Here is a 12,814-nt window from a genome sequence, read left to right as displayed (position 1 = left end):
TGCGAACAGGAGGATATCGCAAAGCGGATTGTCGGTCATGACTGTCCCTCAAAACCGGTAGGAAAGCATGACACCGGCGGCGGGCTGCCAACGGCTGCCGTTGTCGGTGATCGGGCTGTCGGCGATATCACCCACGAGGTAGCTCGCACCGGCACGTGCCGTGACGCCCAGGTGATCACTGAACCAGTAGCCAGCGGTCACACCGCCCCCAATGTCCCTGACCCCCGCGTCCGGACGATAGGCGGGAAGGCCGCTCGCCCTGGCGCCGGCCGCATCAATGCCGAAATAGGTGCGCGCATAGTCCTGGTTCACCCAGGTGGTCTGCGCGCCGAGTGAGAGGAAGAAATCCCTCTGGCGAACGGCAGCGTAGCTAGCGCTCGCGGTTGCGAGAAGCCCGTTGTGGGTTTGCGAGACATCGTGGACCACGGATAGCTCTATCTGGAGCGAGCCCTGGCCCGACGCGCTGCCGCCGATGCGATAACCGACGAAAGCACCCGCCTCGATCGCGGTGCCGATGTTGGGCAGCAATCCGACGGGTCCGTCCACGTCGTTGCGCGGAAGACGCATTCCGATCACCGGTCCAAACGCGAGCCGCGGGTCTGGAACAACGTCCATACGCAGGCCGGGGCCACCCACCTGAACGTTGATGCCACGCCACTGGACATCGGCAACCACGAACGGGAACACACGCATGTCCCCGGACCCGTCGAATTCAGGAACGACGCCGGGTCCGATGGCCACCACGCCATGCGGCGAGCCGTCGTCAGGAGGGCCAGCCTGCGCCTGAGCAGTGCCAGCGGTCATCGCGGCGACGCCGCAGGTTAAAATGGTCAGGAATAGTGTACGCATGCACGATCCTATTTGGGGAGGGTGGTAGTAGGGCCACCGACGGGACCCGGTTGATCGGTTCTCCTTCGGTGGCCTGCGGGGTCGCCCTGGGCGGAGGAGATGACGACCCCGCTACGGAGCTGCGAGAAGGGGGTATCTCACCGAACGCAACACCGAACCGCGTGAAAGCCAGAAGGAGGAAGCTGGCGGCGCGGCCACCGAGTACTGTCATCGCGCTCCAGATGGCGATACAAGCGACGAGGACGAAACGTGGCGATCCACGATCGGAGGCCCGCGCGAGCGGTAGCAATAACGGCGCATAGCACCCCGCAAATACTATGCTTGCCAGTAAATCGATCTGCCTATCGTTAGGAGACAGATCTGTATTTATCGATTTATCGAGAATAGATTGAGGAAAGCTTTCGGAATTTCTGAAAATTATGGCCAATAATAACATCATAAGAAGTAGGAATTATACGGGTACTCTTTATATATTTGTGATCGGCATCCTTCTGAATGCGTGAAGTGTAACTTATAACATCTATTGACGAGGCTGAGATTTCTGTCATGTTTGTCTCTCGCCTCGCTTTGGTTGGCACCAGTAAGCTAGAGGGAATGTTCGATGACCAGAATGCCGGAAACCGGAAAAATCTTGCCTTTTCCTACAAGTGGCCCGACGCGGGTGTCTGCGAATCGCGGTGTGATTGCACGTCGCCCGGAAAAGAGCGGCGTATCTTCAGAGCTTCTTAGGGTGGTGAATGCCTTCATGGATGCACATGGCGGCGGAGAGGGGTACTTCCCGGTGCCTGGCGCCGGCATTCACATGATCCGGTCGTTCCATCATATGGACAACCATTATGTGTATCAGCCGTCGCTCTGCATCACGCTGCAGGGCGCCAAGGACATCCTCGTTGGTGATGAGACGCTCAGCTACGGTCCGATGCAGTGCCTGATCGTGGGCGTGGATCTTCCTGCCTGCGGACGGATCGTTGCCGCGAGCCCGGAAGAACCCTTTGTCGGCGTCTCGGTCGAATTTGACGTCATGATGATGCGCGAGGTGCTGGAGCAGCTCGAAAGCCCTCCGGTTCCGACCACAAGTACCGCTCGGAGCATGTTCGTCGCCGAGGTGGAAGGCCCACTTGCAGACTGCGTCACGCGCATGGTCCGGCTGACCGACACGCCCAAGGCCATCCGAATACTTTTCCCGGCGCTCATGCGTGAATTCTACTACTGGCTTCTAAACGGTCCCAACGGCGCTGAACTCTGTAAGCAGGCCATGCCGGACTCACATCTTGAGCGCATCGCCAGGGCGATTCATTTGCTTCGCGATAATTTCGCACAAACGCTGCGCGTCGAGCGTCTGGCGGAGGCTGCGCATATGAGCCCGTCCTCGTTCCACCAGCATTTCAAGGCGCTGACCTCGATGACGCCGCTCCAGTTCCAGAAGCAGCTTCGCCTGCTGGAGGCGCGCCGCCTGATGATCGCGGATGCAGTAAATGTCGCCGAGGCGGCCTACCAGGTCGGCTACGAAAGCGCGTCCCAATTCAGCCGCGAATATTCGCGCGCCTTTGGTGTCGCGCCCAAACGCGATGCGATGAGCCTCAAGGCCGCGCTGACGTAGCTTTCACAAGTAGCAGCCTCACGGGCGCGCCTCGGGTCTGCGCGCCCGTCCATGTTCTTGAAAGATTCTACCGCGTGCGCCTCACGCCTAGTCCCATAGAGAAATGGGCAAATATTAGACGGGTTCGGGCATTTCGCCGCAGGGCGGTTGCGGGCACATTGGGAACGAGATGACAGGATGCCTGGTCCGTGGATCGGCATGAACAGTCGCTCAGCAACTCTGATCGATGGAGAAGCCCAATGTTCATGGACCTGTCGCCGACGAGGTCGATCGGCGAGGCTAAGCCCGCCGTCCTCGCGCCCGTCTTCTCGTATCTGGAACGAATGGCCATCAAGATCGGGATCAAGGACGGCGAGATTGTTCGCAATCGATCGCGGTTGTCAAACGTCCTCATCTTCTTCGCAAGGCCGACACCCGTCTCCCTTGCCAATCCGCGCCTGGAGGCGTTGCGCGCCTATGCCGAACTTGCCCGCGCACTGTTCCCGCGAAGCGTCCCAACGATGAGCCTGGAGGAAGCCGGCTTCTCGGCATCGCAACGTCGGGAGTTATCTGACATGATCGGCAGGCAGGCCCAAATATCCAAATCGTAGGAATAGGCACGTGTCTCGCAGGTTCCGGCATGGCGCTTGCGTGGCTCGCGCGTATCTCTGGATGCAACCAGCGCAACCTTCGAAAGACAGTATCATGACCCGTTGGACAGCATCCGACATTCCGCCGCAGCATGGCCGATCGGCCGTCGTCACCGGCACCGGCGGCCTCGGCTTCGAGGATGCGCTCGCACTCGCGCGGGCGGGGGGCGATGTGATTATCGCTGGTCGCGACCCCCAGAAGGGATCGGCGGCGGTCAACAGAATTCGAAGGGCCGTGCCGCAGGCGCGGATCAGCTTTGAGCCGCTCGACCTCGCCGACCTCGCGTCAATTGCGCAGTGCGCCGTCCGGCTCGGGAAGACACGGGACAGCCTCGACCTCCTGATTAACAACGCCGGTGTGATGGTTCCGCCAAAGCGACAGGAAACCAAAGACGGTTTCGAATTGCAGCTTGGCACCAACTATCTTGGCCATTTCGCGCTCACTGCCCATCTCCTGCCCCTTCTTCACAAGGGCAGCAATGCTCGGGTCGTATCGCTTTCAAGCGTCGCTGCCGCAAGCGGCGCGATCAATTTCGACGATCTGAATGCCAAGCGCAGCTACAAGCCGATGCCCGTCTACAGCCAGTCGAAGATCGCCTGCCTGATGTTCGCCTTCGAACTGGAGCGGCGCAGCAAGGCCGGCGCCTGGGGCATAACCAGCATTGCCGCCCATCCGGGCATTGCGCGCACGGATCTGTTGCACAATGCGCCTGGTCGCTGGAGCGCACACGGCATCGCGCGATCCATCCTGCCGTTTCTCTTCCAGCCCGCTTCCCAAGGCGCCCTCCCGACGCTTTTCGCGGCAACATCGCCCGATGCACAGGGCGGTGCCTATTACGGCCCGGACAAGATGGGGGAGACGCGAGGGTTCCCGGCGCTGGCAAAGGTGCCGCCGAACGCTCTGGACGAGGCGGTTGCCGCCCGTCTCTGGCAGGTGTCCGAAGCGCTGACCGCCGTGCGGTTTGAACCGGATGCGCGCGAGAATATGCGGACCTTCACGAACTGATGGCGGCTAGATCGATGACATCATCGGAAAGCGCCGCTCCACCATGGTGGAAATGTTTCGGCATCGATGTCGGCGGCAAGGACGATCGACACTATAATGACCGGGTATTGCCAAGGCGGCGCGCTGCCAGCGTTCTCACGGATGGTCGAGGTTGGAACAGCGATGAGGCTGGACCGACGGCCCTCGGATCAGCGAATGGGGAACGGCTGGACACGCTCCGGTTCCTGCTCGAATGGATGCGCAACCCGGCCGGCACCGCGGCAGTCGCGCCATCCGGCAAGGCGTTGGCGTCGCTAATAACCCGCAGCGTGGATAAATGGACTGGCCCGGTACTCGAACTTGGTCCGGGAACCGGGGTGTTCACGCAGAATCTGATCGCGCGCGGTGTCGCCGAGTGGGACCTCACACTTGTCGAACAGAATCCGACCTTCGCGCGGCTGCTGAAGCAGCGCTTTCCTCGCGCGACGGTCCTCGGCATCGACGCCGCTGATCTGACCCACGCCCAAAAGGCTGACAGCAGCGACTTCGGCGCCACCATCTGTGGACTGGGTCTGCGAAGCATGAATGCCGAGCAAATCGAAGCCATCATCCATGCCGCGTTCTCGCGCATGACGCCTGACGCGGCGTTCTACCTCTTCACCTATGGCCGACGATGCTCGGTGCCGGTGGACGTGCTGACCCGTCTCGGGCTCGTCGCGGATCGGGTGGGGACAACCCTCCGTAACGTCCCACCGGCATCTGTGTACCGGCTCGCGTCCCGGGCGGATGCCGGCTGATGTTCTGGCCCGCCCAACCGGAACGCGATCACTCGATGAAGCTGGACCAACGGCTGGACTGGACAGTGAATATCTTCATCGTCGCGGTGCTGCCTGTCAGGATTGGCTGTCGGACATGGCTTATGGTTCTTCCTCGCCTGTGCGGCGACTGCCGACGTTGTGCTGACCTTGGTTGATGACGTGGGATATGTCCGCAAGATTTCAGTCGTTCGGACATCCGCAATCATCTGAAAGTTCGTATCGCAATAATCGCACTCCTTGACATCGCTCCGTTTCTGTCGGGTCGCGCACTTGCCTGGGAGCGTTCAAGAAGCATCATCGATCCGCCACAATAGGAATAGGCATGTTTTATGTGGGATCCGGCGTTCTTTGCTCCGCCGAAGCCGCGTAGCCTTATAGCCATGACCATCGTTATTCGGACCTAATCCATGCGTTTTTCGCTATCGATCAACGGTCGGATCCACCACGTCGATGAGGACGGCCAGACCCCGCTTCTCTGGGTGCTTCGCGACACGCTGAAGCTTACGGGCACGAAGTACGGCTGCGGCGTGGCGCAATGCGGCGCCTGCACCGTGCATGTCGATGGTCAGCCGATGCGCTCCTGCTCTCTTGCGCTGGAGGCCGTGTCGTCGGCGCAGATCGTGACGATCGAGGCTGTGGACGGCGCAGAAACCAAGGCGATTCAGGATGCCTGGGTCGCGCGCGACGTGCCGCAATGTGGCTTCTGCCAATCAGGTCAGGTCATGAGCGCGGTAGCGCTGCTCCGTGCGATTCCCGCGCCGACCGACGACGATATCGATATCGCCATGAGCGGTAACATCTGCCGCTGTGCCACCTACAATCGGATCCGCGCAGCGATTCACGACGCTGCTGGTAGGCTTGGGTCCGGCCAGTCGTGAGGTGGCGACGTTCCTCCGGGCAGAGCCAGCGTCGACGCTTCGGCTGCTTGCCGATATTGGCGCTGGTCGTCGTGGCTATCGTCCTCGCGCTGGCGATCCTCCTGCGTCCCCAGCCGCTGCCGCAGGCACAGTCGCTTCCTGCCAATCATCTGCGTACTGAAGTCGTGCAGTTGCGCCCTGTCGCCGCATTCGCGTCGATCGCCAACCCGCAGGCGCGTTCGATTGCGCTGTTCGAGGAGGCGGGCCGGGTGATCCAGCACCCGCGCTGCATGAATTGCCATCCCCGCACGGACCGGCCGACGCAGACCGACGCGATGCGTCCGCACATGCCGTGGGTCACGCGTGGCACCGATGATGCCGGCGCGCAGACGCTGCGTTGCGCGACTTGTCACCATGATGCGAACTTCGCGGCCTCGGGCGTGCCCGGCAATCCCAAGTGGCGACTCGCGCCCATCGAGATGGCCTGGCAGGGCAAGACGCTTGGGCAGATATGTCGGCAAATTCTCGACCCGCCCCGCGCGCATATGAATCGCGAACAACTGCTGCACCACATGACAGAAGACGAGCTTGTCGGCTGGGCCTGGCACCCCGGCGGCCAGCGTACACCCGCGCCGGGCACGCAGGCGGAGTTTGGTGCGCTCATCAAGGCCTGGCTGGATACGGGTGGCAAATGCCCCGCCTGATCCGCCAGCGAATAGGAGAACGCCTGTGATAGAGGCATCGGCACCCAAACGCCGCTTCGAGATGACGCGCCGCAAGATGATCCTGGGCGGAACGCTGGTCGGCGGCGCAATGGTCGTGGGCTACACCGCGACCCACCCGATGCAGGTCGCCGGCGCCATCTTCCAGGGCGGCGGTCCCGATCCGGAGCCGAGCGCCTTCGGGTCGTTTATCCGAATCGCTCCAGACGGCTGGGTGACGATCGTCAACAAGCAGCAGGAACTGGGCCAGGGCGTCCACGCCGGCATGGCGGCCATGATCGCCGAGGAACTCGATGCGGACTGGGACCGCGTCCGCGTGATCGACGCACACGCCAATTTCCGCGCTTATGGTATGCAGGGGCCTGCCGGATCGAACTCCATCGCAACCAACTGGGATCCGATGCGCAATGCTGGCGCAGCAGCCCGCGCGATGTTCGTGGCCGCGGCCGCGTTACGCTGGGGCGTGCCGCGCAAGCTGATTGATGTGCACAATGGTGTCGTCTCGCACCCCGCCTCAAAACGGTCAGCGACCTTTGCGGAACTGTTGGCCGACGCCGCGCGCCAGACGCCGCCACAGCAACCGGCGCTCAAGCAACCCAAGGACTATCGACTGATCGGCACCGACCGGGTGCGGCGCAAGGATAGCCTTCCCAAGAGCACGGGCGCCCAAATCTATGCTCAGGACATCCAACTTCCGGATATGCTGGTGGCGATGGTCGCGCACAGCCCGCGCTTCGGCGGACGGATGGCAAAGTTCGATCCCTCCGATGCGCGCAAGGTCAAGGGCGTCGTCGACGTCTTCGCGATCGAGACGGGCGTGGCCGTGGTCGCGGAAAGCACCTTCGCCGCCCGACAAGGGCGCGATGCACTCAGGGTCGAATGGGACGACAGCGTGGCGGAGACGCGATCCACGCCTGAACTCGTGCGCTATTATCACGAAACCGCCGCCCGGCGAACCGACCTGGAACCGAGCGACTTTCACAGCAAGGGAAAGGATGCGGAGGTCGCATTCGGTCCCGACGCGATCGAGTTCGCGTTCGACTTCCCCTATCTCGCGCACGCGCCGATGGAAACGCTGGATTGCGTCGCCCAAGTCAGCGGATGGGACGTGAAGATCATCTCGGGTTCGCACCTGGCGACGGTGGATCAGGTGCAGGCGGCGCGGGCAGCCGCCACCATCCCCGGTCGCGTCGATGTCGAGATTGTGCCGGCGGGTGGCTCGTTCGGCCGGCGCGGCAACCTGGCCGCCGACTATCTCGTCGAATGCGTGCGGATCGCCAAGCGCGCATCCGGGCGACCGGTCAAGCTGATCTGGACGCGGGAAGATGAGATGTCGTCAGGGCTTTTCCGGCCGATGGCGCACCACCGCATCTGGGTCGAACTGGCCCCGAACGGCTTTCCGTCGCGCTGGCGCCACCACGTCGTTGCCCAGCCACTGCTACCGGTCGGACCCAATGCGCAGGCTGTCGAGGGTATCGCGGAATCGCCCTACCTGACCGCCGCGGAAGTCATCGATGGCAAGATTTTCTCGCCGAACTTTCCGGTGCCGGTCGCGTTCTGGCGCTCGGTCGGCCATTCGTTCAACGGTATGGTAATGGAGCATGTCGTCGATCAACTTGCCCGGCGTGTTGGGCGCGATCCGGCAGCGTATCGGCGGGCGATCTACCAAAGAGCCGGCGCGACGCGGCATCTGGCGGTGCTGGACGAACTGTGCGGCAAGGCAGCGTGGGGCCAACCTCTCGAACCCGGCTGGGCGCAGGGTATCGCCGTCCATGAATGTTTCGGCACGGTCGTCGGGCAGGTCGCAGAGGTCCGGTTGCAAGACGGCCGCCCCGTTGTGCGCCGGGTCGTCGCGGTGGTCGATTGCGGGATCGCTGTCTCGCCCGACCAGATCGCCGCGCAGATGGAAAGCGGGATAGGCTTCGGCCTTTCGGCAGCGCTCTACGGCGCTGTCACCCTCAGGGACGGCATAGTCCAGGAAACCAATTTCGATACCTATCCCGTCGTGCGCATGAACGAGATGCCTGCGATCGAGACGTACATCATCCCATCCACCAACCGGCCGTCCGGCATGGGCGAACCCGGCGTGCCGCCGATCGCGCCCGCGATTGCAAATGCCCTTCTCGCCTTGACCGGGTCTCCAACGCGAAGCTTGCCGTTTCTGCATGGGGGCGCTGCGAACGCTGGGTTCTCCAATGCTGGATCGGCAAACACCTCACGCATATGACGGCGCCTGAAGATGCGTTCGTCACCGAAGCCTCTGAGGGGGATTGTTGCCGCCGACGGTAATGGACGGGATGCAATCCCGTGTGAGAGGGAGAGGCGCGGCCGGAGGAGCGAACCCGGTCGGGCTTAGAGAGAGCGTCCGCTGGGGCTTCCGCTTCCCGCTCTCCCGGAGACTTCCACCGATGACCCATATCCTGTCCGACGCGGCGCTGCGCGCCGCGCCTTCCACCGCTGCATGCCCTTTCGCCAGCCGGGCCGTCGCCCTGCTGGCCGCCGCGCGCGCCCTTCTGCCGGCACTCGAAGCGGGGCGCACGATCGATGCCGCGCAACTCCGCACCGCGATGACCGACGCCTTCGGCGACAGCGACGCGACCGGCGCCTGGGACTGGAAGACCGCCTATGACGCCTGCGAGGCGGCGGAGATCCTGTTCCTGCGCCGCTATGGCCCGACGATCGTCGGCCGCGCACCGCTAAGCGCGCTGGCGCTGATCGAACGCATCGTGGCGCTGATGCCCACGCACACCCGTCGTTCGGAGACCTCCCAGGCCTTGCAGCAATTCTCGACCCCGCCGGGCCTTGTCTTTGTCGCCGCTGTGGCGGCTTCGATCCAGCCCGCCGATCATGTGCTGGAACCGTCCGCCGGCACTGGAATGCTCGCCGTCCACGCCGTGCTCGCGCGGGCGGGCCTCACACTCAACGAACTGGCCGAGACCCGCGCCGAGATGCTGCGGCTGCTGTTCCCGGACGTGGCTGTCTCCGGCCATGATGCCGCCTCGATCGACGACCGACTGCCCATGCCGATCCGGCCGACCATCGTGCTGGTGAACCCGCCTTTCTCGGCGGTCGCGAACGTCGATCGCACGATGCGCGACGCCGCTATGCAGCACATTCAATCCGCCCTCGCGCGCCTCGAACCGGGCGGTCGCCTGGTCGCGATCACGGGCGCAAGCTGCGCGCCGGCATCGTCCGACTGGCGCAGGGCCTTCACCCGACTGCAGGAACAGGCGCGCGTGGTGTTCACCGCCGCGATTGACGGGAAGGTCTATGCCAAACATGGCACGGCGATCGAGACGCGGTTGACCGTCATCGACAAGCTGCCCGCCGACGATCCGGCCAGCTTTGTCGAGAGCGCCGGCAAAGCGCCCGACACCGCGACCTTGCTTCAGTGGGTGCTCGACCAGGTGCCGCCGCGCGCACCGATCACGCCATCGCCGGTTGCGGCGCTGCCGGTTACCACCTCCGCCATGCCGGCGCGCGCAAAGACGCGGGCCGTGGCTTCGGTGGCTGCTCCTTCTGTCCCGGACACGTCGGCGGTCGAACTCGCTTATGGGACGATCGACTGGACACCGCCCGCCGAGCGTCTGGGCGACAGCATCTACGAGCCCTATGCGCCCCAGTCGCTACGGATCGAGGGCGCGCAACCGCATCCGACCCCACTGGTCCAGTCGGCGGCAATGGCCTCGGTCGCGCCGCCCAGGCCCTCTTACCGGCCGCATCTGCCGTCCCAGCTTGTGACGCTCGGCATCCTGTCGGACGCCCAGCTGGAATCCGTGATCTACGCTGGTGAAGCCCATGCGGGGTATCTGTCGGGCGCGTGGAAGGTCGACGAGATGTTCGACACGATCACTGCGGCGTCGGAAGATGCCGAAGGGGCCGTCCGGTTCCGCAGGGGATGGTTCCTCGGTGACAGCACCGGCGCGGGCAAGGGTCGGCAGGTCGCCGCGATCATCCTCGACAATATGCTGAAAGGCCGCCGCCGCGCGCTGTGGCTGTCGGTCTCGGACCGGCTGCTCGAAGACGCGCAGCGCGACTGGTCGGTGCTTGGGCAGGAACGCCTGCTGGTGACGCCGCTGTCGCGCTTCAAACAGGGCAGCGATATCCGGCTTGAGGAAGGCGTGCTGTTCACCACCTATGCAACGCTGCGCTCGCAGGAACGCGGCGGCAAGAAGTCGCGCGTCGACCAGATCGTCGAATGGCTTGGCGCCGACTTCGATGGGGTGATCATATTCGACGAGACCCATGCGATGGCAAACGCCGCCGGCGGCAAGGGCGAGCGCGGCGATGTCGCGCCCTCGCAGCAGGGCCGTGCAGGACTGCGCCTGCAGCATGCGCTGCCCAATGCCCACATCGTCTATGTCTCGGCGACCGGCGCCACTACCGTGCAGAACCTTGCCTATGTCCAGCGTCTTGGCCTGTGGGGCGGCGAGGACTTCCCGTTCGCGACGCGGGGCGAGTTCGTCTCCGCGATCGAGAATGGCGGTGTCGCGGCAATGGAGGTGCTCGCGCGCGATCTGAAGGCGCTCGGCCTTTATGCCGCCCGGTCGCTTTCGTTCGACGGCGTCGAATATGAGATGCTGGAGCACAAGCTGACGGACGAACAGGTCCGCATCTATGATAGCTATGCCTCGGCGTTCGAGGTGATCCACAATAATCTCGATGCCGCACTGGAAGCGGCTGGCGTCACCAGTTCCGCTCACGGTACGCTCAACCGGCAGGCCAAGGCGCAGGCCAAGTCCGCCTATCAGGGCATGCTCCAGCGCTTCTTCAACCACCTCATCACCAGCATGCAGACGCCCGCCGTCATCGCCAGCATCGCGCGCGATCTGGAGGCGGGCCATGCGGCCGTGGTGCAGATCGTCTCGACTGGTGAGGCGATGCAGGAACGCCGCCTCGCCGAGATTCCGGCCGATGAATGGCATGACGTCTCGGTGGATATCACTCCGAGGGACGGCGTTCTCTCCTACCTCCAGCACAGCTTTCCGGTGCAGCTGTACGAGCCGTTCACCGACGGCGAGGGCAATCTCTCCTCGCGCCCGGTCAGCGACGAGAATGGCGTGCCCGTCCTCAATCGCGAGGCGGTGCGTCGCCGTGACGCGATGATCGAGCGGCTCGCGGCCTTGCCGCCGGTGCCCGGCGCGCTCGACCAGATCGTCCAGCATTTCGGGACAGAGATGGTCGCGGAGGTGACGGGCCGGTCGCGCCGCGTCGTGCCGAAGCACAACGACGACGGCTCGGTCCGCTTCGCAGTCGAGAACCGTCCGGCATCGGCAGCGCTCCACGAGACCGATGCCTTCCAGCAGGACAAGAAGCAGATCCTCATCTTCTCCGACGCAGGCGGCACCGGTCGCAGCTACCACGCTGATCTCGGCGCGATGAATCAACGGCGGCGCATCCATTATCTGCTCGAAGCCGGGTGGAAGGCCGATGCCGCGATCCAGGGGTTCGGGCGGACGAACCGCACGAACCAGAAGCAGCCGCCGCTGTTCCGGCCGGTCTCGACCGACGTGAAGGCGCAGAAGCGCTTCATCTCGACCATCGCCCGGCGGCTGGACACGCTCGGCGCGATCACGCGCGGCCAGCGCCAGACCGGCGGACAGAATATGTTCAGCGCGGCTGACAATCAGGAGAGCTGGTAAGCGCGCGATGCGCTGCGCCAGCTCTATGTGCTCTTGTCGCGCGGCAAGGTCGAGGGCTGCTCGCTCGACCGCTTCGAGGCGGCGACCGGCCTGTCGCTGCTCGACAGCGACGGTGGTCTCAAGGATGAGCTGCCCGGCATCAACATTTTCCTGAACCGCATGCTGGCGCTGACGGTCGCCATGCAGAACCTGCTGTTCGAGGCGTTCGAAGGGCTGCTGACCGCCCGCATCGAACAGGCGCAGGCGTCCGGCAGCTATGAGGTGGGGCTGGAGACCTTGCAGGCCGAGAGCTTCCGCATCATCGCGCGCGCGCCGATCTATACCCATCCTGGCACCGGTGCTCAAACCGCGCTGCTCACCATCGAGCGCAAGGATCGGCTGATGCCGCTTTCGCTCGCCGATGCGCTGGCCATGGCCGACGATCGTGGCGGCAAGCTGCTGGTCAACGCGAAGACCGGCCGGGTGGCCGTCCAGCGCCGCGCGCGCAGCGTCACCGATGATGACGGCGCGATCCACCCGCGCGTCCGCCTGATCTGGCCGCTCACTGACAGCGTGATGCGCGCCGAGATGCTGGCGGCAAGTTCGTGGGAGGAGACGGATCGTGCGACGTTCAGCGCGGCTTGGGCCACCGAGCTTGGCGGACTGCCGAGCCATGATACCTCGACGCTGCACATGGTCTCGGGGCTGCTGCTCCCGATCTGGAAGCTGCTGC

At 64.0% G+C, this 12,814-nt stretch carries 9 protein-coding genes and 1 pseudogene; 8 read left to right on the top strand and 2 right to left on the bottom strand.

What is annotated here, in order from left to right:
• Positions 1 to 48 precede the first annotated feature (48 nt).
• Complete coding sequence (locus MJ601_RS15730; RefSeq protein WP_242128096.1) at positions 49 to 849, bottom strand: MipA/OmpV family protein; 801 nt, start codon at positions 847 to 849, stop codon at positions 49 to 51.
• Positions 764 to 1,285 carry an MFS transporter gene (locus MJ601_RS22120; RefSeq protein WP_491572925.1) on the bottom strand — a complete coding sequence of 174 codons (522 nt, stop codon included), beginning with the start codon at positions 1,283 to 1,285 and terminating at the stop codon, positions 764 to 766. The genes MJ601_RS15730 and MJ601_RS22120 overlap by 86 nt, the downstream gene beginning before the upstream one ends.
• 165 nt (positions 1,286 to 1,450) lie before the next feature.
• On the opposite strand from MJ601_RS22120, the gene MJ601_RS15725 reads away from it, so the two are divergent.
• From MJ601_RS15725 to MJ601_RS15690, 8 genes and pseudogenes are all read left to right on the top strand, one after another.
• Positions 1,451 to 2,449, top strand: a complete 999-nt coding sequence (locus MJ601_RS15725) for an AraC family transcriptional regulator (protein WP_242128094.1) — start codon at positions 1,451 to 1,453, stop codon at positions 2,447 to 2,449.
• Positions 2,450 to 2,688: 239 nt separating this feature from the next.
• Complete coding sequence (locus MJ601_RS15720; protein ID WP_242128092.1) at positions 2,689 to 3,039, top strand: hypothetical protein; 351 nt, start codon at positions 2,689 to 2,691, stop codon at positions 3,037 to 3,039.
• A gap of 94 nt (positions 3,040 to 3,133) precedes the next feature.
• Positions 3,134 to 4,084 (top strand): SDR family oxidoreductase, encoded by a 951-nt coding sequence (locus MJ601_RS15715; RefSeq protein WP_242128090.1) that lies wholly within the window; start codon positions 3,134 to 3,136, stop codon positions 4,082 to 4,084.
• Positions 4,085 to 4,098: 14 nt separating this feature from the next.
• Complete coding sequence (locus MJ601_RS15710) at positions 4,099 to 4,860, top strand: class I SAM-dependent methyltransferase (RefSeq protein ID WP_242128088.1); 762 nt, start codon at positions 4,099 to 4,101, stop codon at positions 4,858 to 4,860.
• A gap of 428 nt (positions 4,861 to 5,288) precedes the next feature.
• A complete protein-coding gene (locus MJ601_RS15705) occupies positions 5,289 to 5,759 on the top strand; it encodes a (2Fe-2S)-binding protein (RefSeq protein WP_242128086.1) in 471 nt (156 codons plus the stop codon).
• 56 nt (positions 5,760 to 5,815) lie between these two features.
• On the top strand, positions 5,816 to 6,442 hold the full coding sequence (locus MJ601_RS15700) for an Isoquinoline 1-oxidoreductase subunit (protein WP_242128085.1): 627 nt from the start codon (positions 5,816 to 5,818) through the stop codon (positions 6,440 to 6,442).
• Between the two features lie 25 nt (positions 6,443 to 6,467).
• Positions 6,468 to 8,687 (top strand): xanthine dehydrogenase family protein molybdopterin-binding subunit, encoded by a 2,220-nt coding sequence (locus MJ601_RS15695; protein WP_242128083.1) that lies wholly within the window; start codon positions 6,468 to 6,470, stop codon positions 8,685 to 8,687.
• A gap of 181 nt (positions 8,688 to 8,868) precedes the next feature.
• A pseudogene (locus tag MJ601_RS15690) lies at positions 8,869 to 12,814 on the top strand (strawberry notch-like NTP hydrolase domain-containing protein); the annotation flags it as partial.

It is taken from the genome of Sphingobium trunci (assembly GCF_022664535.1).
In the GTDB taxonomy this organism is placed as follows: Bacteria; Pseudomonadota; Alphaproteobacteria; order Sphingomonadales; family Sphingomonadaceae; genus Sphingobium.
This window is presented reverse-complemented; position numbering and strand designations above follow the sequence as displayed.